Source organism: Rathayibacter sp. SW19 (genome assembly GCF_030866825.1).
Classification (GTDB): Bacteria; Actinomycetota; Actinomycetes; order Actinomycetales; family Microbacteriaceae; genus Rathayibacter_A; species Rathayibacter_A soli.
On sequence record NZ_CP133020.1, the window covers coordinates 4,241,893 to 4,263,933 of the forward strand.

Genomic DNA, 22,041 nt, shown 5'->3' on the forward strand with positions numbered 1-22,041 from the left:
CGTATTCGAAAACTCAGTCAACATCGCGACGCGTAGCGACCGTGTCAGCTCGGCGTACGAGCGCGGTGATCGGGGTGTCTTCGTCATGCGATCGCCGCGTCACGCAGGCGATGCTGTGCTATCGCGGCGACGTCATCGCCGGATTCTGGCGGTGTTGGGTGCCGGTGATCGCTGTGTCAGCGAGACGATAGCGCCCTGCCGAGCGACCTTGAGATCCGCGGTCGTTGGCCATACTCTCAGCCATGTTGATGGCAAGAATTCGACTGCAAAGGTGATACGGACATGGGCATGCCGAAGTCTGCATCGACCACGATGAAGTCGGTGCGGGCGGGAACGATGATCATTCGCTTGATCGCAAAGCAGTCCGATAACGGCGGTTTCCGCGCACGGCTGACGTTCGAGTCGTCGGTTACAGGGGAGCCGGTCGTGCAGTATGCCACCACACTGGAACAGCTCATCGAGGTTGTACGCGATTGGGCCATCGCGGAGACCCTGGCGACCTGAAGCGCGACGCAAAAGTGAAGCCGAAGAGATCTCATCTTGCGGTTGACATGCCGCAACAACGGGGCGATAACTTAACACAACGGTTCTCGCAATGCAGTAGCGGCCGTCGACCCGACCCGCCTGTCTGTTGCGTGGCGCGCACCAGGGTGGGTGGCTAGTCATGTCCGTCGACGAGGTGGAGCAAGGTCAGTGGTCCCTTAACCTGCTGGGGGCCTGGAACCTGCGCTGGAACGGTGTTCCGCGCATGGCGAGCGGCCGTCAGCAGAATCTGATCAGCGTGCTTGCGTTGCACGGGGGGCGCTCGCGCGCTTACCTTGCCGGGCTATTCTGGCCGGACAGTCAACAAGACCAAGCCGCAGGCAGCTTGCGCTCGTGTATCTGGCAGCTCGTTCATCAGTTCCCAGGGCTCCTGGCCGGCACTCATGATCCGGTATCGCTTGACCCGCGCGTGAGCGTTGACCTCGCAGCGGTGCGCGCTTGCCTCACGGCCATCGAGGAAAACGTGCCAGAGGCCTACTCGTTGGCATCGTTGCGGCTGCTTGACGATGCCGAACTTCTTCCGGGGATGTACACCGATTGGATCGTGTTCTGGCAGGAGCGGCTGCGTCTGCGTCGGCTGAATGCAGCGGAGGCGCTGGCGGACAACTTCCTCGGTCGTGGTCTCAACAACGCAGCAACAGAGGCCGCGACGCTCGCACTCTCAATTGAACCGCTGCGCGAGAGCGCCGAACGTCTGCTGATCCGCAGCTATTTGGCTGCAGGCAATCAGGCGGAGGCGATGAACTCATACAGCGCGTTCCGCTCCCGCGTGCGTCAGCAGATCGGGTCTGAGCCATCCGTGGACATGCGGCGGCTCATCTGGCCCGATCGCGACGCCGGCCGCAACCTTATTCTGCCGCAACCCGGCGCCGGGCCGACCGCCAGGGCAACGGTCGTCGCACCCATCACTGCAACACTCGCTCAGGGCAGCCCCGATCTCTCGAACGCCGTTCGGCATTTTGCACCTTCAGGCTTAGATAATCGAATATGAGTTCTCGGCTTCGGCCGCACCGCTGCGCGTTATTCGCGCTCGTGACGGCACTGCTGCTCACCGGCTGCACCTCCGCGGATGCCCCTGGGCGGGCGGCCCTGCCGACCAACGCCACACCCTCGCCCACGGTCGCGGTGACACCAGTGCCGCAGTCGCAGTCGGCGATCCATCACGTCTTCGTGATCGTCCTTGAGAATTCGCCTTACGCACAGTCATATGGGCCCGGCTCGAAATACGCGTATCTCTCGCAGACTCTGCGTCGGCAAGGAACTCTGCTCAGCCAGTACTACGGGACCGCCCACTACAGCCTGGGCAACTATCTGGCGATGATCGGCGGCGTCGCACCGAACAAAGACATCCAACTCGACTGTGGCCACTACCGCAACATGATCAGCCCGCGACCTGCCGCCGACGGTCAGGTGAAAGCATCCACCGGGTGCATCTACCCTGCGTGGACGCCGACGCTGGTCGGCCAGCTCGCCGACGCGCACCTGACCTGGCGAGGGTATCTGGAAGACATGGGCAACCTCAGTGGGCGAGAGCAGGCAACCTGCGGCAAACCTGGGCTCGGACCGTTTTCCGCTGACCGCACGCAGAAGGCAGCGCCCGGCGATGCGTACACCGCCCGGCATAATCCGTTTCTGTATTTCACCTCTGTCGTCGACACCGCTGCCTGCGCGCAGAATGTCGGTCCTCTTCCGCGCCTGACCGGCGACCTGGCTTCCGCAGCGACGACGGCGAACTTCTCTTTCATCGTTCCCAGCCTGTGCAACGACGGCCACGATGCGACCTGTGTCGGCCAACCCGCGGGGCCGGAGGCTGAGGACGCCTGGCTGGCCACCTGGGTTCCCCGGATCACAGCCTCGCCCGCGTTCCGCGCTGATGGAGCGCTGATCATCGTCAACGATGAGGCCGACGGCGATTCCAGTGCGTGCTGCCGCGAGCCGTCTGGACCGAACGTGGCTTACCCGGGCGGCCCAGTCGAAGCACTTAAAAGTGCGCCTGGCGGCGGCAAGGGCGGCGGCAGAATCGGAGCGCTTATCCTGTCGCCGTTCGTGCGCGCGGATGCGACAAGCAGCACGCCGTACAACCACTACTCACTCTTGCGCAGTATCGAAGATATTTTCGGGCTGCGCCACCTCGGCTATGCCGACCAACCGACACTGCGCCCGTTCGGTTCGGATGTCTGGCTCCCAGCCGCACGCACCGGCTAGTGGATGGCGCGGCGTATCCCGAGTTCACAGATGCGCTCGCAAAGCAAACCGAATTCGATGCCCGCCGCGGCGCCGGATTGCGGCAGGAGGCTCGTCGCCGTCAGCCCGGGCAACGTGTTGACCTCGAGCAACCACAGCTCGCCCGCCGCATCAAGCCGGAAGTCGGCGCGACTGTAGCCATCGAGTTTGAGGGTCCGATGAGCTGATGCCGCAAGCTCTCGCGCTCGCGCTGCGACGACGGCCGGCACGGCGGCCGGAAATTTCTCCACGACGGCGCCGGCCTGATATTTCTCGACGTAGCCGAATACGGAATCACGTGGAATCGCGACCTCTCCCACCGCGAGAGCCGCACCGTCGAGCACACCGACCGTCAGCTCCCGGCCTGGGACGAAACGCTCGAACATCACCTCACCGATGACGGATGCGACGGCCACCGCTCGCGCGAACCCTTCGGTCTCTCGCACCAGCGAAAGCCCGACCGTAGAACCCTGCGCGTTCGGTTTGACCACGATCGGCAGGCCGAAATCTACGACGACTTCGTCGACGAACAGCTGCATGGGCTCTTCGCCGGCAGCGTCGCGGGGCGCCGCATCGGTCGGCACCATGCGCCAATCCGGCGTCGGAATTCCCGCTTCCCGGAACAGCCGCTTCGACACGTCCTTGTCCATCGCAAGCGCACTGCCGAGCGGCCCGGCCCCGGTGTATAGAATGCCGGCGAGCTCGAGCAGCGACTGGATGCGCCCGTCCTCGCCGCTACCGCCGTGCAGTGCCAGAAACACGACGTCGATGTCGTTGCCGGCCAGCTGCGCCGGGAGGACGAGCGCGGCGCTTGGGTTGGACATCCGCTCGAGTTCTGCCCCGCTCGGTGGGCGGCGCCGAACCTGCGCGTCGAGAACGGACCGCTCATCCGCAGCCGAGAGCACCCCGCGCGTTGTATCGACGGCGAGCACATTGTGCCCGCGCTCGCGCAGTGCACGGACTACCTCACGCGCGCTGGCGATCGACACGTCGCGTTCTTCGCTCGTCCCGCCGAACAGCACGGCCACACCCAGGGGCTTCGTCACCGATCTACGGTATCGCGCCGCGGAGTCAGTGTAGTCATTGACGGATGCGCCGCGTTGGAGCTGGTGGTCGCGAACTACTGGGCGTTCGCCGGTTATGATCCTCGCGTGTCCTCCAACTCGATGTCTGCTGCCCAGCTCGTTCGCTGGCGTCGCACCGGAATCGGGTTGGAGGTCTTCACTCTCGTCTGGAACGTGGTCGGAGTGGTCCTTCTTGCATTCCTCGCGATCGCCAGTTCGTCGGTAGCACTGCTGGGCTTCGGGCTGGACAGCCTGATCGAGATTGGCGCGAGCACCGTGGTGATCTGGGAGTTGACCGGAGTGGGTGAGGATCGACAACGGCTCGCTCTTCGCCTGATTGGCTGGGCTTTCATCGCACTGGCTGCGTATCTGTTGATCCAATCGGGTATTGCGCTGATTCTCGCGCATCGTCCAACCCCGCTACTGGGCGGTGTTGGGTGGACGGCACTGACAGCGGTGGCGATGTTCTCGCTCGCGTTCGGCAAGGCGCATACCGGCCGGAAGTTGGCAAACCCTGTGCTGACCGCTGAGGGCCGGGTAACGCTGATCGATGGGATCCTCGCCATGAGCGTGCTGGTCGGCATTCTCCTGGACCTCCTCTTCGGCTGGTGGTGGGCAGATCCGCTTGCTGGCCTCGTGATCGTGTTCTATGCGATCCGGGAAGCGGTCACCATCTTCCGCGACTGAGCTTCCGCCGCCGAAGCGGTGACCTGCTATCCGGCAGGTCAACTGATGGGCAGGCAGATTTAGTATTGATGCCATAGTACTGTGCGTGATACAGTACCTGACATGACACCGAACGCTCATGATGAAACGCCGGCGGCGGCAGCGGAAACCGCGGCCGCCGTACCGGCGCGATCCGAGCCGTTCGCGTCCGACCTGCTCCGCGGGCACACCGACACGATCGTGCTCGGCGTGCTGCGTGCCTCCGACCAATACGGCTACGAGATCTACAAAACGATCCGGGATGCCACCGGTGGCGACTACGAGATCAAGGAAGCCACGCTCTACGCCACGTTTCGCCGCCTCGCAAAAGACGGACTCGTCGAGGCCTACTGGGGCGATGAAACCCAGGGCGGCCGCCGCAAGTACTACCGAATAACGGATGCCGGTCGCGCCGTCTACGCCCAGAACGTGCGCGACTGGACGGCCACCCAGCGCATCATCAACTCCCTCCTGAACGTGAAAGGCAACCTCGGATGAGCACCGCAGACAACACGAACATCCACCGGTACCTCGACGAGGTCTTCGGCACGGTCACCATGACTCCGGAACTCCAAGACCTCAAAGAAGAACTGCGCAGCAATCTCTCCGCTCGCGTCAACGAACTGACCGCGAGCGGAACGGATGCGCCCGCGGCGGCGACGCGCGCGATCGACGAGCTCGGCGACATCCGCGAGCTGATTGCCGAGGTCGATGGATCCCCGCAGCCGACAGCGGTCGAACATGCCACGGGCTCGGCGCGAGCATCGTCAGCTGGGCGGCCTGCGATAAGCATCCAGGAGGCGTACCGGGTCTACCGCGTGCGACCCAAGCCTGCATTCGTGGTCGGCATCGTCATCGCTGCGATTGCCACGGCGGTCGGTCTGCTTCTGGCGGCGCTGGGCGCCATCGGCGTGCTCGCACTGCCCGCCGGGGTCGTCATCCTGATGACCGGCATCGCGGCGACCGGAGCCGCCTGGCTGGTCGGGCTCTCACTCGTGCAGGAAACGACGACGAACCATCCGATGCCGAGCAACAGAGCCGGCGGGTATTTCTTTGCGACGCTTCTCACGGTCTTCGGCCTCGAGATCGGCGGGCTCATTGCGCTTGGAGTCATCGCGATCTGGGCGGTTGTGTTCGCTTCTCTCGGAGTCGTCGCCGGCATCGTGCTGTTCGCCTTCCTCGGCGCCACCCAGACCAACCGCAAGAAGCCCTGGGCTCGCGAGTTCGCCCGCCAAGCTCAGGCTGACGACCGGTTCACTCAAGACCCCGTTGCCGCTGCACGGTTCGGCATCTACACAGCCGCCATCTGGATTCTTTCGTTCGCCGCATTCGTCGTGCTGAGCATGACGGTCGGGTTCGCCTGGTCGTGGCTCGCCCTGCTGGCAGGCCTCGCGATCTTCTTCATCGTTCTCGCGCGGATGTTGTTCCCCAGTCACCCCACACCCACGAACGAAAAGAGCGACAACTGACTTCGTAACCATCACGGCACTCATAACCCAGAGGCGGCCCGGATGCTGGAACATCCGAGCCACCCAAACCCTGAAGTCTCCCGCGTGCGGGACCTGCGTGAACAGCTGACTCAAGGCCCAACGTCAGCCTATCGGCGCATCATCACAGCGCGCGCGGAGACTCCACAGAAAAGGAGCCCCTCGTGGCACACATCACACCTTTGCCGGCGCTCGTCGCCGACAACCTCACCAAAACCTACCCGGGCGGGCGCGGCAAGCCGCGCGTGAAAGCTCTTGACGGCCTCGGCTTCGAGGCCGAGCCCGGCACGATCTTCGGCCTGCTCGGCCCGAACGGCGCAGGCAAGTCCACCACGGTCAAGATCCTCTCGACACTGTCGCGCGCGGACTCGGGCAGCGCGACCGTCGCCGGCATCGATGTGGCGCGCCATCCCGATCGAGTGCGGCGCACTATCGGATTCGTCGCCCAGAAGCAGGTTTCCGATCCGATGGCCACCGGAGCAGAGAACCTCGTACTCGCCGGGCGCCTGCAGGGCATGCCGGCGCGCGCGGCGCGAGCGCGGGCATCCGAATTGCTTGACCGCTTCTCGCTGACGGATGCCGGTGGCCGCCTGGTCAAGACCTATTCGGGAGGGATGGCGCGCAAGCTCGATGTGGCCATCGGCCTGATGCACCGGCCGCAGGTGCTGTTCCTCGACGAGCCGACCACCGGGCTGGACCCGGAGGCACGCACGGAAATGTGGATCGAGCTCGAGGCGATGGCGCGGGTCGAACAGATGACCGTGCTGCTCACCACCCACTATCTGGATGAGGCCGACCGGCTGGCCAGCAGCCTGGCGATTGTCGATCACGGCCGCGTGGTCGCACAGGGCACGCCGAACGAGCTGAAAGACGCGCTACACGGCGACGCCGTCATCGTGGAGCTGGCACCGGATGCGCACGCCGAACGGGCCTTGCCCGCACTGGCACGCGTCGCCGGGCTGCGCGACTTGTCTGCGGATGGCCGCACGGTGCGCGCCCGCGCAGATGTCGGGGCGGCTGCGCTCCCGCGCATGCTCGCGTCCCTCGAGGATGCCGCGGTGCCGGTCGCATCCGCCACCGTCGCCAGGCCCAGCCTGGACGACGTTTATCTCAAGCACACCGGCCGCGCATTTGCGGCCGGACAGTCACACGATTCCAAGGAGGATGCGGCATGAGTACCGTGATCGCACCAGCACCACTGTCCACCTCGAGTGCGCGGGCCGCCCAGCCTGGCGCGCTCATCACCCACACGGCCATCCTGACCGGGCGTCACCTCCGCGCATTCATGCGGATGCCCGTCTACCTGGTCATGAATCTCGTGCAGCCGATCATCTGGCTGCTGCTGTTCGGGCAGCTGTTCAAATCCGTGATCGACATCCCGGGCTTCGGCGTGGCAGGCAGCTATCTGGAGTATCTGACGCCGGGCATCGTCATGATGATGGCGCTGTTCGGAGCCGCCTGGGCGGGCACAACCTATATCGACGACATGAATCGCGGGGTGATGGATCGCTTTCTCACCTCACCGACGAGTCGCGTCGGCCTGGTGATCTCCACGATGCTCTATCAGGCGGTGCTCACGATTCTGCAGACGCTGATCGTGCTCGGTGTGGCGTGGTGGGCTGGTGCCCGCTTCGACGGCGGGGCCGGAGGCATCCTGATTCTGCTTGTTTCGGCGGTGCTGCTGACCTTCGTGTTCTCGGCGTTCTCGAATGCGATCGCGTTGCTTGCCAAAACGCAGACTGCGCTGATCGGTATTTCACAGTTGATCTCGTTGCCGCTGATGTTCCTGTCGTCGGCGATCATGAACACGAAACTCTCGCCGGAGTGGGTCGGCAACGTGGCGCGGTACAACCCGTTCGAATGGGCAGTGGTCGCCGGGCGCCAGGCCATGCAGAACACGCCGGACTGGGGAGCGGTCTGGGCCAATCTCGGCTTGCTCGCGGCCCTCGTCGCCGTGATGAGCTGGCTCGCGACGCTGGCTTTCCGCAGCTACCAGCGCTCGGCATAGCCGCAGCGCGAGCGCGGCGATCGCCCCCGCCCAGCCCACCCCACCGATCCCATCCGTTGAGGTGCGGACTTCGGTCGCTTTGCCCCGAGGTTGAGCGACATAAGTCCGCACCTCATAGAGCGTGAGCGTGGGGTTGGGGGTGCGCGCGGGTAATGGTTCGGGGTTCGGAAACCAGGGTCAGACGGGCTGCAGCGGCACGTGCTCGGCCGGCGCCTCGATCCGGATGCCGTCACCCGGCTTCACCGTGCCGCCATGCACCACCACGCTCATGATGCCCGCCTTGCGCACGATTGTGCCGTCCGGTTCGCGCAGCAGCACCTGTTTCATCAGGTGCCGCGCCAACCCGTTGAGCTGCTCACATGGATCGCGCAATCCGGTGATCTCGATCACAGCGTCGTCGCCGAGGTGCAGACGGGTGCCGCGTGAGAGCGCAAGCAGATCGATGCCGACGGTCGTGATGTTCTCGCCCATCTCCCCGGGCGCGACCGAATACCCCGCGCCTGCGAGCTCCGCGAACAGCTCACTATGAATAAGGTGCACCTGGCGCAGGTTCGGTTCGCTGGGGTCGCGAGCGACCCGCGACCGGTGCTGCACGGTTACTCCAAGGTGTGAATCCCCTTCGACACCGAGACCCTCGAGCAGCACGATGACCTGTCGACTCGGCTTGCTGAAGCGGTGCTGGTCGTCACGATTCACCGCCAAAACGGATGCGACAGCGACGGTCTGCTCGGCAGGGCTAGGGCACATGTCATTCAGTTTCCCACGTGAATCCCGCATCGTGAGCAGCGGCAGCTGGAGCCACGACTACGTTCAGGCCGAGTCGACCCTGCTTGCCAGACAGTTCCGGATGCGCCGCTACGACGCGCCGGCACGATACGCCGCTGCGATGCGCCACTCGCGCATTCCAATATACTAATCCAGTGCGCACAGCCGTCGGCTGTTCGCTCCGGGTGTGAACACGTTCAATCTGCACCGGCGTCAGCCGTCGCGACGCGCCGGCCTCCACACAGATCCGTCCTCCTAAGGAGACACCATGAAGTGGCCACGCATTGCGATCGGGGCGCTGGCCCTGGCGCTTGTTCTTACGGGATGCACCTCGACCCCCGACACCAGCACAACCCCCAGCACAACGACAGTGACGACAAAACGCATCGTCCTGCCACCGGCGTACACCGCCGTCACCGTCACGCAACTCGGCGCTCCGACGCTCCCGTTCAAGGGCACCGACGGAAAGTACCACGTCGTCTACGATCTGTTGCTGACCAACGCGAGCAGGGCATCCGCAACGCTCGAAAAGGTGCAGGTGGTCGATGAGGCGCACCGCTCAACGGTCGTCGCATCGTTCTCCGGCACGCAGTTGGTCGACCCGACGTGCGAGTACGGCAACTGCAATCGACTACGCACGTTGCCGTCAAGCCCGGCACCGGACACCTCGATTCCCCCGCAGCAATCCCGGGCGCTACTCGTCGGCTACTCGTTCGCATCCCTGAAGGATGCCCCGCAGATCGTCTTGCACCGCATGTTCCTGTCCGCGGCCTCAAACCCAGGAGCCAAGGACCCGACCGAAGTGAACTATCTGGTCGCACCGGTGAACATCTCTGCCGGTGCCGCCCGCGTGATCGCGCCGCCCGTGAAGGGCACTAATTGGGTGGCGCAGAACGGATGCTGCGACATCGGATTCCCGCACATCCCGTCGCTGTCTCCCCTGGACGGCAAACTCTCGAACAGCCAGCGCCTCGCAATCGACTGGATGCGCACCAACGACCAAGGCGAGTTCTACACCGGCGACAAGACGAAGAACGAGAGCTACTTCGGCTACGGTCAAACGGTTTACGCGGTTGCCGACGGTACGATCTCATCGGAGCTCAATGAGCTTGCACCGAACACGCCGGGCACGCTGCCCGCCGACGATCCGGTGCTTGCCAAGCAGATCACCGTGGAGAACGTCGACGGCAACAACATCGTCGAGGACATCGGCGGGGGCGTCTGGGCCATGTACGCGCACCTGCAGAAGGGCTCGCTGCTCGTCAAACCGGGCGACAAAGTGAAGGCCGGTCAGGCCATTGCGAAGCTCGGCAACACAGGGAATTCGAACGCCGCCCATCTGCACTTCCAGCTCATGAACGAGCCGAATCTGATTGGCGCTGACGCTGTTCCCTACGTGATCAACAGCTTCTCGTATGCAGGGTTTATCGCCCCTTCTGCAATGTTGAACACCGACAGCTACGTGTCAGGCAAATACTTCGCCGACCATCTGTCGACGGTACAGAAACGCACCGACCAGTTGCCGTTGAACGGAAGCATCGTCAACTTCAGTAGGTAGCCGCCGCGCCGCCCGCTTGACTGCCCTTGGATCCGGATGCTGTCACCCCGCCTCACCGTGCCACCGCGCACACTCCTGAGAATCTGCAGATGCCCGGACGTCCGCGATGTGACGAATCATTGTGAGCGCCCTCCTTCGACAAGCCACCTCAAGTCGTCGAACCCGTCCTTCGAGTGATCGTGCGAACAGACGAATCGATTGGCTCTAATATCATCTGCAACCGCGAGAATTCGATCTCGGATGCCGTCAAGCAGCCGCTCGTCGACTTCTTCACGCACGTTCTTTCCCTCCTCATCGAGATTGAGCACCTCGACAAGATCAGCGCGTGCGCCGGTCAGTTCTTCATAGCCGAGCGCGTATACGTGCAGTTGGTCTCTTGTGACGTTCTCGGGCTGCGCACGCGAAGTTGACTTGAAATCGACGATGGAAGTTTCGTTGGTTTCGAGTTTCTTGATGAGATCGATCCGGCCATCGACCGTCACGCCGGGCCCGACCGTCACCGCGATCTCCTTCTCCGAATGGATCGTGCGGGTGAGGTCCTCGCCGTGCACGTCGAAGTACCGCTCGATAGCGTCCACCGCAGCGCGATGTAGCTGCTCACGGAGCGCAGGATACGCATACGGTGTGTGCAGGTGACGATCGACGAGGCTGACTGCTTCGTCACGAGTGGGTACGTCGCCCGCGATTGCTCGCTTGTGCATTTCTGCCAGCGCATCGTGTAGCCCCTTACCGTATCCAATTGCCTCGTCAAGTGGTGGATTGAACCCGTACATGAAGCGCAGCTTGAACTGATAAGGGCATTCGAAGAGATACTTGAGCTCGGAGAACGAAAGGTTCACTGCCGGGGTCTCGAGCTTCGGCGTCGGTGTCAGCCGCTCACTGCCCGCCAGACCGGAGTCTCGAGTAGACACCCACGAAGACTTGGTCGCAAAGGTGAAGAACTCCGAGACGTTTTTTGACCGGGCAGCATCCCCTGGCGCCCAGGTCATGTAGAGGTATTTCTTCGCACGCGTGAGTGCAACGTAGAAGAGACGCGTCTCCTCACTGAGGCCGCCGCGGTAACGGTCACCATGTGGCACTGCCTCGACAGGGATCACGTGGAACACGTTGAGTCCGCCGACGCGGGCAGCAGGGAACCGGTTCTTCCTCAATGCCGGCACGAACACGGCCGGCCACTGCATGCCCTTGGCTCGGTGCACGGTCGAGATGGTCACGGCATCCGGGGTGGCGTAACTCGCCTCCTCATCCGATTCTTCGTAGTACGTCGGTGCCTGATACGTGAGAAAGCCGAGGAAGGACTCGTACTTGCGCTCGGGCTCCGAGGCGAAGTAGATCGTCTCAAAGTCGGAGATGACCTGAGAGAACTTACCAAGCTCATACATCACCAGCTCGGCACGTTCGGGCGTACCCGGAATCGTGTCTTCTCGAATACCGAGGATCTCGAGCACTTCGAGATAGAGGCGCTGGATATTGTAAAGACCCCACCTGTCACCCCCATCGAATCGCCGGGCTGCATCCAACCGGCGCAGCATTGTGGAGAAACGTTCGGGCCGCGGGATCACGTTCGCCGTTGCCCACAGTGCCCGCAGTTCACTGCTGTCAATCTCACTTTGCAGATACCGGAAAAGCCCAACCACGGCGATGATCTCTGGCGCGTCGAACAGCCGGGCCAGACCCTTGATGATGTACGGGATGCCGCGAGCGCGCAGCACTTCGACGAGCGGGCCGGCATCCTTGACGGAGCGGAAGAGCACAGCGCAGTCAGACCAGGAGAGGCCGCGCCGGACGCTGCCGGGATCGTCCTGGAACGGAAGCCCCCGCAGCTGCTCCAGCCGACCGACAATCCACAACGCCTCGGCCTTCGCGTCGCCGAACTCGAGGGCGAGCATGTCGCCACGCTCCCACTGCTGGTGGGATGCGTACTCCATCCGCTTCGTCAGCCGCTCTGCAGAGGGAATGCGTTCGGCGACGGCACGACCCAACTCGACGATGCCTTTCGACGAGCGAAAGTTGTCTGCCAGCTCGATCGCGCGCACTTCTTCGTGGTTATTCGCGAAGTCGAGGATGTGACTGACCTCACTGCCCCGCCACTGATAGATCGTCTGGTCGTCATCGCCGACGACGCACAGGTTCGCGCCATAGCGCACCAAGGCTGCGACGAGCCGTTCTTGCAGCGGGTTGAGGTCCTGATACTCGTCGACCACGACGTAGCGCACATCGTCCTTCACATGCTGAAGAAGGAGTCGACTCATGTCTTCGGTCTCGTCGGCATCCGTCTCGAGAAGATCGACCGCGGTGGCAACCATCGCCGTGTAGTCAAAATAGTTGCGCTTCGCAATCAGCTGAAGGTATGCGTGCAGGCTCTCGTCGACACCATCCGGGATGAGCTCGAAGTCAACGTCGTCTTCTTGCAGGATGGAGAGCGCCTGCATATACAACTTTGAGTTCTGATATCGGCGCAGATGCCCCTGGACGCTCGTCGTGGGGCAGGTGGTCAGTCCCGACGCTTTACTGTTGCGGTCGATGAGAAGTCGCTGCGTGATCTCGGTCAGCACACTGAATTTGAAAGCCTCGGGGATGTACGTCTGCAGCAGGTTGAGACAGTAGCCGTGCATCGTGCCGATAAACATCTCTGCCATCCCCAGGACGTCGCCATGTTCGGCACGCACGATCGCGTGCACGCGCTCCTTCAGCTCGGCCGCAGCCTTCTCCGTGAAAGTGAACGCCACGACATTCCTCGGGTGGATGCCCGGCTGCGCGAGAATGTGCGAGATGCGCTGCGAGATCACTTGCGTTTTGCCCGAGCCAGCGCACGCGATCAGTTGAAGCGGGTGCGTGATCTCGTCAATGGCAGACTTTTGAGCGGATGTGTAGGTCATCACGTATGTCAGGCTACCGATCACGACCGACAACGAGCCCACCCGCTCGTGCCATTGGGCGCGTGCCTGTCGAGCGTTTGACAACACTCAATTCTCGTGCGTACGATGTGCGTACGACACAAGGAGCATGCGATGCCTGAGCACGTTATTGACGCGCGCCCTTCGAAAAGCCAACGAATCTACCTCCGCGCGACGGATCGCCAGGAGACAATCTTGCGGCGCGCCGCTGAAACCACCGATCACACCCTGACTGACTTCATCCTGGGGAGCGCCGTGGAACACGCCGAGCGCGTCCTGGCTGACCGTCGCTGGTTCACCGCGACCGAGGAACAGTTCGCGGAATTCCAGCGATTGCTTGACGAGCCGCTGCCGTCCACCAGCAAGTTCGAGAAGATGTTCTCCCGCCGTTCACGGTTCGATCACGCTGAATGACCGATCTGAGCGCACCGAGAAAGCTGCTCCGATCAGATGATCGAACGCAATTCCGCAGCGGAGCTGCAGAACTTGACGAGTGGCTCACAAAGTATGCGTGGCAAAACCAAGAGGCCAACAACGCGACCACCTATGTGATCACGGCAGGTGACCGCGTTGTCGGGTACTACGCGATCGCGATGGCTGCGGTCGCGAAGTCGGATGTGCCCGAGCCGATCGCCAAACGTCGCCCGTCACAGATCCCCTGTATCCTCCTCGCGAGGCTCGCAATCGACGAGAGTTATGCGAATCAGGGGCTCGGGTGGGAACTGCTGCGTGACGCACTTCTGCGTTCGGTACAGCTGAGCGAGAGCATTGGTGCGGCAGCCGTGCTGGTCCACTGCCGCGATGAAAGCGCGCGAGCTTTCTATGCCCACAACGGTGATTTCATTCAGTCGCCTGTCGACGAAATGCACCTGCTCGCACCAATGAGCAGGCTCATTCGCTACATCGATTAGCGACGACCCGAGTGTGTTGTGCCGCTTTCGTCCCGGGCCCGCATGCCGACACAGCCAGCTGGCTAAACCTGAACTGACCCGATCTTTCAGGTGATTGGACGAACTCACGCCGATTCACGAATTCTTCGTTTTCGTATTCGTCAAGTGTTTGCCGATGTATCCGACGTAGATCTTGCCACTATTGTCGGTGTCGTCATAGTAGTACATACGAGGCGCGAATGCGTCGCGATGAGTCGGGCGGAAGTGTGCTTCCATCAGCGTTCTTCCTGTTGGTGCGATTGATGTTGGCACAGGCAAAATGCGCTCCGCCCGCCACGACGCGTTCGACAATACAGTGTCGCTCTCCTTCGCCGCATGCCGCTGCGGCGGGCACTTCGTAGCCAACACGCTCTCATCAATCAGATACATGCGCACGCTTCCACTAAACGCACCTGATGCCTTGAGGCTGGCGTAGTCGTACAACACGTGGACGTATTCCCACATCGCGCTGCAGTATCGCCCCAGCTGGTCGCGCTTCTGCACTTCCTCTGCTGCTGCCACATCTCCGGTGAAGATCACCAGGCTGCTGGCCATATGTGGAGACGAAGATGACGGCTGCAACCGTTCGACAAGCTCCACGATGCTGTCGGGCGCGCCCCAGACTGCGTCTTTGTCGGGCTCAGCGTATGCTTCGGCATACCTCCCTGCATCTCGAAGTTGGCGCTGTAGGTACTCAATACGACGACGCGCTGCTTCAGCTTCGTCTGCTGCGTCCGCGAGGTCGAGGCTGAGATCGTCGAGTTCAAGCTGCAGATCGACTGCACGCTCACGCTCGGCACTCAATTCCTGCTCAAGTTTTCGTGCGTCCTCGAAAATCGTCTCAGACGTCGCCGTCTGCGTCGCAATGAAGTCGTCCAACGTGTCGAGGTCAGAATCCGTCACTGCTCCGTCGATATGCAACCACTTCCGCAGAAGCGTGCCAATGCGGTAGCGCCACGACTCTGCAGATGGGACGGTCGCCGTCGAGACATCGCGCGCTGACCGCGCCGCTCGCGCTCGCTCTTCGATCCGCCCCGCACGCGTTATCTCTGCGAGACCACTGGCCAGCGATTCGATCGCCCTCCGGATATCCTTCGGTAGAGGGCTGCTCAGCCTCGGAGCCCGCGTCTCAATGGCGAAGACGCCCTGCAAGGCCCGTGATACGGATCCACCATGAATCGCATTTGCAAAGACGCTGGGGCGAAGTACACGGTGACGTCTACCGTCGAGGGGATCTTCCAAGTCAACCTGAGGGAGAAACGTGCGAACTCGACCCTCCGGCACAGCATGCGAAGCTGGCAAACGGCCAGCCAGCTCGCGTTGAGCGTCAGGCGTCAACACAAAGACACCTGCTGCACCGAGGATTTTCCTGGTGAGCTGCCCGACCCGTTCCCTGAACTGCACATTGACATCAATGCCTGGTGACGCTGCGACGATTACGGAGACCGACCTATCCGGATCTGTGATCGCGGTCATGACCTCGGCTACATCATCGACATGGATAAGCTTCGGCTCGGCCGTAACAGCAGTGCTGCTATCCAGGATCTCGCGGCGTTCAAGGATGCGACGTACAAGGCGAGGTGGGTCCACTTCACCCGTGGCATCAGGCGCATCGACCCGTGAAGAGAGAATGACCAACGCGTCGTCACGGCGACTTTCGGCCGAGTAGTCGAGCGCGACAACGTCGACTTGCCACTCGCCCGCATCATTCGCTTCCGTGAACCGGTACAGGCGTCGACGACTGCCGTCCTCCGACCGGTCTGCATGCGCTACGGACAGCGTGTGGCTTCCGCTGAGCTGGTGAACACCTGGCACGAAGAACTGACCTGCAGCCAACTCGCGTCGCGCCTTTGCTGTGATCTTCTTCTCAGCGATCCAGCCCTCGATCTCTTGCTCAGCGAGTTGAACAACATCAATATCGGCGGGAAGCCGCAGAACGGTGCGGTAAGGCAAGGGCATGGCTAGACCTCAATAACTTTCATGACCTCGTCGCCATAGTCGTTGATGACTTTGACGGCGATCTTGCCGGAGGAAGGGCGGTCGAACGGCATGGAGACGTCGCGATTGAGCTGCGCCCACGCGTCCGCGTTGATGTCGGCTTTCAGCGCGGTCTTCAGCTTCTTGTAGGGGTCGTTGCCACCGGTGAAATAGCAGTGGCGCACGAAGAACGACTCCTCGTTGTAGTCGGTGTCAATCATCCACAGGGCGATGCGCTCGGTGCCAACGCTGCGCACGTCGCTCGTGGTCGGATCGTACACGTCGACGCCGTGCAGGGCGACCTGCAGCCTGCCGCCGTCGACCTCTGATACCTCGATGTCGGGCTCGCCGAACACCGTGAACAGGTTGCCGGCGCCGGTCTTCTTCAGCTGCTCACCCATCAGCAGGTCGGCGTTCATGCGCACCAGCAGGACCTTGATGCGGCCGAGGTCGCGCTCACCCTCGACGGTGGCGAAGCCGTCACCTGCGTCGACGACGGTCACGCCGTCGTCCTCGGTGACGTTCGTGGCAAGCGGGTCGAACGAGAAGCCCAGCACGCACAACAGGTCGACCTCAGAGTCGGCGATGGCCTCGCGTGCGGCACGCTTGATGAACCCGGGTGAGACGGTGCCATATTGCGGACCGATCGCGATCGCGATTCGGCTGGATGCAGCACCAGCGCTCGGCTCATCACCGCTGCGGCGGTCGCCGATCGCCTGCACATGAGTGCCGGCGTAAGCGTCGAGGCTTGCAAAATGGATGCGCTCGGCCTTGCGTCCGTTCTGGATACCGGCACGCTGCAAGTTGTCGAGAATGGACTTTTCGAATTGCGCGTCATCCAGCGTGTCGTCAGATGCTGGCAGGAACGCCTCTGCGTCGTCGAATGTCAGCGACCGGTGCGGCGACAGGCTCTCGACCGTGAACGGGCCGGTGACCCGCACCCGTTTCTTGTCCTCATACGGCTTGTCGTAGAGATACTCGAAGTCGGCGTGGCGCTTGATCGCCGCGTCGATCTCGTCACGCGTCATACCCTCGTGAATGTCGGGGTTGTTCGCGATGGACTTCAGCGTGATGTGCTGCACGCGCTCGCACACAAACCCGTGCCGGATGTCGTTGCCGGCCCCTTGCGGATCGATGGCGGTGCTCGACAGCTGGCCTTCCTTCTTGCGCCCCTCTGCACTGTCGGCAAGCAGGTAGTAGGGGAACCTTCCGCCCATGAGCCGCTGCCGCGCGAGGGCCAGCGCGACGCGGGAGGTGTCGACTGTGATCCAGCGACGGCCCCACTGTTCGGCGACATACGCCGTCGTACCGGAGCCGCAGGTGGGGTCGAGCACTAGGTCGCCGGGGTCGGTGGTCATGAGCATGCAGCGCTCGATGACCTTCGTGATGGTTTGAACCACGTAAAGCCTGTCGTCACCGCGAAAGCCACCCGTGACGGTATCGGCCCAGACGCTTCCGATCGTGTCAACTGCAAAGTCATCCCAGTAGCGCACAAATCGAAGAGTGTTGCCCTTTACGATCAGTCGGCGCGCAGCCTGGAGTTTGTCGACACCTGCACGATTCGTCTTCCAATGGTTTCCAGCAGCTGGGTGGTAATCCTGACCCTCAAAGTCGATAATGAATCCACCGTCTGCCGTTTCTCCGTCAGATATCAGGGGATTGCGCGCGATGAGCCTCCCGACGAGGGAACGAGGCGCTCGCTTCTCACTTGCATTCAATGCGCGGCGGCATCCGGCCGCATCCTCTACGTAATCGTAGAACGCAGTGTCTTCAGGCTCTGGCAATACTGGCGCATAGAGCCGTTGAAACTTTACAGCTGTGGCGTCCTTCGCATACCAGTGCACGTAGTCAAAGTTGCGCGGTAGCGCAGACGAAGTGAAACCGCCGGTTTTCTTGAAGTCGACTGTAGCCACGAAGTTCTCACTCCCGAACACCTCGTCCAGCAGGCTCCGCACGAGGTGCACATTCTCGTCACCGATCTGCACGAACACCGACCCCGATTCCGTGAGCAGATCGCGAGCGACGACGAGCCGGTCGCGCAGATACGACAGGTAGGAATGGATCCCGAACTCCCAGGTGTCACGGAAAGCCTTGATCTGCTCGGCCTCGCGGGCGGCATCCTCGAGCTTGCCGTCTTTCACGTCACGCTTGCGGGCCGAAACCTGCCAGTTCGAGCCGAATTTAATGCCGTACGGCGGGTCGAGGTAGATCATTTGCACCTTGCCGCGCAGCTGCTCTCGCCCGGCGAGGGAGCCCATGACCTGCAGCGAGTCGCCGAGGATCATACGGTTCTTCCAGCTCTCCTGATGCTGGTAGAACTCGACCTGTGAAAGCTCGTCGAGTTCGTCGTAGTCGGAGAAGTCGAACATTGTGGGGGCAGGCGCTTCGGCTCGCTGCGCTCGCTCAGCGGCCGGGGAGCGGCGGAGGTTCTCGATGAGCACGCGGGGGTCGATCTTCTCCTGTATGTAAATCGGTGGCGCGTCGACGAGCATCTCGTCATCGCCGTCGTCGAACTTGCCACGCCACACCAATTGTGGGTCCAGAGTTGGGTCACGCCGATCGAATGGCACGGGCGGAAGAGCGTCTCTCGTCTCGTCGTAGAACGTGCCCGCGGCATCCGCTGTCGGAATGTTGGTGCGAGTGTCATCGTGCGTGATGGCGTCGACGGGGGTTGGGCCCTTGATTGCAGCGCGGCGTGCCATGCTCAGCCTTCCGTGGACTCTTCGCGGGAGAGCCCCGCGAGCAGGTTCGTATACAACAGGTCGGGGTCGCCGACGATGGGCGCGTCGGCGATGAGCAGGCGCAGCACTTTGCGCAGGTAATTCTCTGCGTCGTCAACTGCAGCCTTGCCCATCTCCACATATCCCCAGCGGCCGAAGCCGCCGTGATTGTTGACGGCCGCGCACCAGCTGTCGCGAGCGGTGCGTGCCTTCTCCTTGGTCGGGCCGGGGCTCTTCTGCGAGCCGGAGACCTCGACGATGAGTGTGCGGGTGAAGTCTTCGCCGGGCTGTTGCGGCAGGCGCAGCAAGAAATCGGGCCAGTACTGGTGCGAGCGGCCCTTGTACACGTAGGGGATCGTGAAGCCGAGATGGTCATTCTTCACGTAGCTCGTGATAACCCCGTCTTCGGCGAGCTTTTCGCAGGTCACTGCGAGCTCTCGCTCCCATTCGTTGCCGACCTTGCCGTCGAGGGTGACGTGGCTGACGTGGGAGCGTGTCGTCTCAAAGTGGTGTTTGCGGGTGTCGAAAGACACACCAGTCGTCGAGGAGCGCGGCTCGAACGGGCTGAGGATTGGGCGCAGACGCGGCCGACGCGCGTCGTCGCTCTCGAGTCTGGTGATCGCGTTGTAGATCGCCTCGGCCGCGAGTCGCTGTGGTTCCGCCAGGGAGAGGTAGCCGAGCGTATAGCCGGGAGCGGTGTCGACGCACTGATTCAACCACTGCTTGGTGAACTCGACCAGGCGCGGGAACAACCAGGGGCGAGCATCACCCTGTGTTGTGAAGAACTGGTTGAGGATGTGCCGGGCGACGAGGAATGCGAGCTCCTGCTCGCGCACCTCCTTCAGACCCTCAATGCGCTCGGGCGTGCCGATCAAAGGCTCGTTCTGCACCCAGCTGGGAACCGTCTCGTTGTCGAGGCGGATGCGGGCTGCATCATCGACATCGAAGATGAGCTCGGCATCCGGGATTTCAACGCGATAGCCGGAAAGTACGGGGAAGTCGATCTCGAGTTCGGCTCGCTCATCCAACGCCTCGACGCGGATAGCCGGCTCGGGCGGTTTTGCCTGCGGCACCGGTTTATCCGCGGGGATGAACGCAAACGGAATGCCATAGGCGTTCGCATACTCGACACCGAACATGCCTTTGTCGTCAGCAACGTACGACCGGCGACGCAGGCCGCGCCCGATCACCTGCTCGCACAGCAGCTGCGACCCGAATGCGCGCACCCCGAGGATGTGCGTGACGGTATTCGCATCCCACCCCTCGGTGAGCATCGAGACGCTCACAACGCAGCGCACCTGTTCTCCGAGCTTGTCTTTCTTGCCGACGGTGTTCATCACCTCGCGCAGCAGCGCCTTGTCATCAAGATTCTCGGCGTCACTGTGTCGACCCGCTTCGCGCAACGTCCGCTTGAATGCCTCGATCTGCTCGGCTGCGGCATCCTTGAACTCCTTCGACATCGCGTCGTCAGCCTCAAGTTGCTTGGAGTCGATGATGATCGACCGAGGAATGGCGACCAAGCTGCCGTTCTCGACATTGCTGAACTTCTCCAGATGGCCCGTGACGTGCACTGACTCATCGCCGACGCGCTTCTCGTAGCCCGCGATCCACTCGTAGATTAGCTTGGAGACCACGGTGTTCGGGGTGACGAGGATCATCACGGGCGGGGGTTCGCCCATCGACTGCAGGTGCTCCTCCCACCGAGAGTATGAGACTTCGTAGCTTTTGTAGAGGCTCCGCAGGGCGCCGTCGAGAGCGGCGGGGATAATCCACGAGCCGGGCTCGGTGGGCGCGGCCCTCACGGTCTTGGGCCACGCAGGGTCATCCTTCACCTGGTCATATAGGTTCAGATACTTCACGACGTCACCGGCCGAGTCATCGTCGACGGGCAGGCGGGGCACCTTCACGATGCCCGACTCGATGGCATCCATCAGCGAGAAGTCGCTGACCGCCCAGGGGAAGATCAGCCCCTCACTCCAGCCGGAGCCCTTGAGATAGAACGGAGTCGCCGACAGGTCGTAGACCGTCTTAACGCCGGAATAGCGGCGGATCCAGTCGACGCCTCGGAACCACACCTTGGCATCTTCGAGGTCGGCCTTGGTGTCGGCATCCGCTTTGCTCTTCAGATCAGCGTGATCGCGGTCCGTGGTGTTCACCTGGTAGCAGTGGTGCGCCTCATCGTTGATGACGATGATCTCGCCCTTGCCGCGGGTGCCGCCAACACCCTTGAGCACTCGCGAGACGACGGCCTGCGGCGTCTCTTTAAAGGGATCGTCTGGCATGTTCTTGCCCGCAAGCAGGAGCTTGCGTGTGTTGGCTGCGACGCCTTTGATCTCTTTCGCGTCGCGTTGCATGAGCTGGTGATAGTTGATCACCGAGATCTCAGCCTTCCCGAGTTCGCCGCGCAGATGTCGCGGCAGGATGTCGCGCTCGTCGTAGTAGTTGTCGGGACTCGCCGGCTGCAGCACGCTGAGCCGATCGCGAATAGTGATGCCGGGCGTGATGACAAGGAAGCGCTTGGCGAAGCGGGAGTCCTGCGGGTTGGCGATCTTGTTCAGCGATTGCCAGGCGATGAGCATGGTCATCACGACGGTCTTGCCGGTGCCGGTTGCCATCTTCAGCGCAATACGCGGAAGGCCTGCATTGTGCGTATCGTTGGCGTCTTTGAGCAGCGTGCGCCAGTCGGCACCACCGACGCGGCTCGGCGTGTAGCCAGGGCGCCCGACGACCTCGTGCAGGAAGATTGCGGTCTCAGCCGCCTCACGCTGGGCAAAAAGGATGCGGTTGTCACGCGTCGGGCTCGACCAGTGCTCGAGTAGGCAGCGACTGGTGGCTGTGACGCTTGGGTATCCGGTGTCGCGCCAGTGCCGCACCTCGTCACGCAACTGGTCAATCGCGTCGTTCTCGACGATCAGTTCATCGGTGACCGAGAGGATGTCGAGCTGGGGCTGCTCGAACATCAGCGTGCCGTGCTTGCCACGCTTCTTCGGCTTGGGCACCGGAACAAATGACTCGCTTGGGCGTCTACCCTCGATTAGTTCACCCGTTGGACCCTTGTCGCCAATCTCCCAATGCTGCATTGGTTCGTTGTAGGGAGAGTTAATGATCGGATTGTCCATTGACGCCTGGGTCACCACGATCCCTACTTTCAGCTATGCCGTCGGC

At 62.4% G+C, this 22,041-nt stretch carries 20 protein-coding genes; 14 read left to right on the forward strand and 6 right to left on the reverse strand.

From position 1 onward, the window contains the following. The first annotated feature begins 282 nt into the window (after positions 1-282). The 3 genes from QU604_RS19625 to QU604_RS19635 all read left to right on the forward strand — a co-directional run bounded on the left by QU604_RS19625 (position 283) and on the right by QU604_RS19635 (position 2,748). Positions 283-504 (forward strand): hypothetical protein, encoded by a 222-nt coding sequence (locus QU604_RS19625; RefSeq protein WP_308466280.1) that lies wholly within the window; start codon positions 283-285, stop codon positions 502-504. A gap of 160 nt (positions 505-664) precedes the next feature. Continuing rightward, on the forward strand, positions 665-1,534 hold the full coding sequence (locus tag QU604_RS19630) for an AfsR/SARP family transcriptional regulator (RefSeq protein WP_308466281.1): 870 nt from the start codon (positions 665-667) through the stop codon (positions 1,532-1,534). Next, complete coding sequence (locus tag QU604_RS19635; protein ID WP_308466282.1) at positions 1,531-2,748, forward strand: alkaline phosphatase family protein; 1,218 nt, start codon at positions 1,531-1,533, stop codon at positions 2,746-2,748. Before QU604_RS19630 ends, QU604_RS19635 begins: the two co-directional genes overlap by 4 nt. On the opposite strand, the gene QU604_RS19640 is transcribed toward QU604_RS19635, so the two are convergent. After that, positions 2,745-3,812: a D-alanine--D-alanine ligase family protein gene (locus tag QU604_RS19640; protein WP_308466283.1), complete on the reverse strand. Its 1,068-nt coding sequence runs from the start codon at positions 3,810-3,812 to the stop codon at positions 2,745-2,747. The genes QU604_RS19635 and QU604_RS19640 overlap by 4 nt on opposite strands. A gap of 105 nt (positions 3,813-3,917) precedes the next feature. Between QU604_RS19640 and QU604_RS19645 the strand changes: the two genes are divergently transcribed. The 5 genes from QU604_RS19645 to QU604_RS19665 all read left to right on the forward strand — a co-directional run bounded on the left by QU604_RS19645 (position 3,918) and on the right by QU604_RS19665 (position 8,030). Further along, positions 3,918-4,517, forward strand: a complete 600-nt coding sequence (locus QU604_RS19645) for a cation efflux transmembrane domain-containing protein (protein WP_308466284.1) — start codon at positions 3,918-3,920, stop codon at positions 4,515-4,517. 102 nt (positions 4,518-4,619) lie between these two features. After that, a complete protein-coding gene (locus QU604_RS19650; RefSeq protein ID WP_308466285.1) occupies positions 4,620-5,033 on the forward strand; it encodes a PadR family transcriptional regulator in 414 nt (137 codons plus the stop codon). Next, positions 5,030-6,004 (forward strand): permease prefix domain 1-containing protein, encoded by a 975-nt coding sequence (locus QU604_RS19655; RefSeq protein WP_308466286.1) that lies wholly within the window; start codon positions 5,030-5,032, stop codon positions 6,002-6,004. Before QU604_RS19650 ends, QU604_RS19655 begins: the two co-directional genes overlap by 4 nt. A 182-nt stretch (positions 6,005-6,186) precedes the next feature. Continuing rightward, the gene (locus QU604_RS19660; RefSeq protein ID WP_308466287.1) at positions 6,187-7,197 is read left to right on the forward strand and encodes an efflux ABC transporter ATPase subunit, DrrA-related; all 1,011 of its coding nucleotides are present in this window, start codon (positions 6,187-6,189) and stop codon (positions 7,195-7,197) included. Further along, positions 7,194-8,030, forward strand: coding sequence for an ABC transporter permease (locus QU604_RS19665; RefSeq protein WP_308466288.1), 837 nt, complete (start codon positions 7,194-7,196; stop codon positions 8,028-8,030). The genes QU604_RS19660 and QU604_RS19665 overlap by 4 nt, the downstream gene beginning before the upstream one ends. 177 nt (positions 8,031-8,207) lie before the next feature. Here QU604_RS19665 and QU604_RS19670 read toward each other — a convergent pair whose 3' ends face one another. Then, positions 8,208-8,777, reverse strand: a complete 570-nt coding sequence (locus QU604_RS19670; protein WP_308466289.1) for an MOSC domain-containing protein — start codon at positions 8,775-8,777, stop codon at positions 8,208-8,210. On the opposite strand from QU604_RS19670, the gene QU604_RS19675 reads away from it, so the two are divergent. Continuing rightward, positions 8,776-8,946 (forward strand): hypothetical protein, encoded by a 171-nt coding sequence (locus tag QU604_RS19675; RefSeq protein ID WP_308466290.1) that lies wholly within the window; start codon positions 8,776-8,778, stop codon positions 8,944-8,946. The two genes, QU604_RS19670 and QU604_RS19675, sit on opposite strands and share 2 nt — an antisense overlap. 117 nt (positions 8,947-9,063) lie before the next feature. Beyond that, positions 9,064-10,353: a M23 family metallopeptidase gene (locus QU604_RS19680; RefSeq protein WP_308466291.1), complete on the forward strand. Its 1,290-nt coding sequence runs from the start codon at positions 9,064-9,066 to the stop codon at positions 10,351-10,353. Positions 10,354-10,469: 116 nt separating this feature from the next. Here QU604_RS19680 and QU604_RS19685 read toward each other — a convergent pair whose 3' ends face one another. Beyond that, positions 10,470-13,232, reverse strand: a complete 2,763-nt coding sequence (locus QU604_RS19685; RefSeq protein ID WP_308468986.1) for an ATP-dependent helicase — start codon at positions 13,230-13,232, stop codon at positions 10,470-10,472. A gap of 132 nt (positions 13,233-13,364) precedes the next feature. Between QU604_RS19685 and QU604_RS19690 the strand changes: the two genes are divergently transcribed. Then, positions 13,365-13,664 (forward strand): type II toxin-antitoxin system TacA family antitoxin, encoded by a 300-nt coding sequence (locus tag QU604_RS19690; protein ID WP_308466292.1) that lies wholly within the window; start codon positions 13,365-13,367, stop codon positions 13,662-13,664. Further along, positions 13,661-14,161 carry a GNAT family N-acetyltransferase gene (locus QU604_RS19695; protein WP_308466293.1) on the forward strand — a complete coding sequence of 167 codons (501 nt, stop codon included), beginning with the start codon at positions 13,661-13,663 and terminating at the stop codon, positions 14,159-14,161. The genes QU604_RS19690 and QU604_RS19695 overlap by 4 nt, the downstream gene beginning before the upstream one ends. 114 nt (positions 14,162-14,275) lie before the next feature. Here the strand turns inward: QU604_RS19695 and QU604_RS19700 are convergent, their stop codons facing one another. Beyond that, positions 14,276-15,082 carry a hypothetical protein gene (locus tag QU604_RS19700; RefSeq protein ID WP_308466294.1) on the reverse strand — a complete coding sequence of 269 codons (807 nt, stop codon included), beginning with the start codon at positions 15,080-15,082 and terminating at the stop codon, positions 14,276-14,278. Positions 15,083-15,352: 270 nt separating this feature from the next. On the opposite strand from QU604_RS19700, the gene QU604_RS19705 reads away from it, so the two are divergent. Both QU604_RS19705 and QU604_RS19710 read left to right on the forward strand, forming a co-directional pair. After that, positions 15,353-15,604 (forward strand): hypothetical protein, encoded by a 252-nt coding sequence (locus QU604_RS19705; protein WP_308466295.1) that lies wholly within the window; start codon positions 15,353-15,355, stop codon positions 15,602-15,604. A gap of 72 nt (positions 15,605-15,676) precedes the next feature. After that, positions 15,677-15,802, forward strand: a complete 126-nt coding sequence (locus tag QU604_RS19710) for a hypothetical protein (RefSeq protein ID WP_308466296.1) — start codon at positions 15,677-15,679, stop codon at positions 15,800-15,802. Positions 15,803-16,140: 338 nt separating this feature from the next. Here the strand turns inward: QU604_RS19710 and QU604_RS19715 are convergent, their stop codons facing one another. Together QU604_RS19715 and QU604_RS19720 are read right to left on the reverse strand one after the other, a co-directional pair. Continuing rightward, the gene (locus tag QU604_RS19715) at positions 16,141-18,858 is read right to left on the reverse strand and encodes a site-specific DNA-methyltransferase (RefSeq protein ID WP_308466297.1); all 2,718 of its coding nucleotides are present in this window, start codon (positions 18,856-18,858) and stop codon (positions 16,141-16,143) included. Between the two features lie 2 nt (positions 18,859-18,860). Then, positions 18,861-21,995, reverse strand: a complete 3,135-nt coding sequence (locus QU604_RS19720; RefSeq protein ID WP_409350043.1) for a BPTD_3080 family restriction endonuclease — start codon at positions 21,993-21,995, stop codon at positions 18,861-18,863. Between the last annotated feature and the right edge of the window lie 46 nt (positions 21,996-22,041).

Coding starts and splice junctions, on each gene's coding strand:
- QU604_RS19670 (WP_308466289.1), bottom strand. CDS start 8,777: ATGTGCCCTAGCCCTGCCGAGCAGACCGTCGCTGTCGCATCCGTTTTG.
- QU604_RS19625 (WP_308466280.1), top strand. CDS start 283: ATGGGCATGCCGAAGTCTGCATCGACCACGATGAAGTCGGTGCGGGCG.
- QU604_RS19655 (WP_308466286.1), top strand. CDS start 5,030: ATGAGCACCGCAGACAACACGAACATCCACCGGTACCTCGACGAGGTC.
- QU604_RS19715 (WP_308466297.1), bottom strand. CDS start 18,858: ATGGCACGCCGCGCTGCAATCAAGGGCCCAACCCCCGTCGACGCCATC.
- QU604_RS19665 (WP_308466288.1), top strand. CDS start 7,194: ATGAGTACCGTGATCGCACCAGCACCACTGTCCACCTCGAGTGCGCGG.
- QU604_RS19650 (WP_308466285.1), top strand. CDS start 4,620: ATGACACCGAACGCTCATGATGAAACGCCGGCGGCGGCAGCGGAAACC.
- QU604_RS19630 (WP_308466281.1), top strand. CDS start 665: ATGTCCGTCGACGAGGTGGAGCAAGGTCAGTGGTCCCTTAACCTGCTG.
- QU604_RS19675 (WP_308466290.1), top strand. CDS start 8,776: ATGTCATTCAGTTTCCCACGTGAATCCCGCATCGTGAGCAGCGGCAGC.
- QU604_RS19635 (WP_308466282.1), top strand. CDS start 1,531: ATGAGTTCTCGGCTTCGGCCGCACCGCTGCGCGTTATTCGCGCTCGTG.
- QU604_RS19685 (WP_308468986.1), bottom strand. CDS start 13,232: ATGACCTACACATCCGCTCAAAAGTCTGCCATTGACGAGATCACGCAC.
- QU604_RS19710 (WP_308466296.1), top strand. CDS start 15,677: ATGGATAAGCTTCGGCTCGGCCGTAACAGCAGTGCTGCTATCCAGGAT.
- QU604_RS19705 (WP_308466295.1), top strand. CDS start 15,353: ATGAATCGCATTTGCAAAGACGCTGGGGCGAAGTACACGGTGACGTCT.
- QU604_RS19720 (WP_409350043.1), bottom strand. CDS start 21,995: ATGGACAATCCGATCATTAACTCTCCCTACAACGAACCAATGCAGCAT.
- QU604_RS19695 (WP_308466293.1), top strand. CDS start 13,661: ATGACCGATCTGAGCGCACCGAGAAAGCTGCTCCGATCAGATGATCGA.
- QU604_RS19680 (WP_308466291.1), top strand. CDS start 9,064: ATGAAGTGGCCACGCATTGCGATCGGGGCGCTGGCCCTGGCGCTTGTT.
- QU604_RS19690 (WP_308466292.1), top strand. CDS start 13,365: ATGCCTGAGCACGTTATTGACGCGCGCCCTTCGAAAAGCCAACGAATC.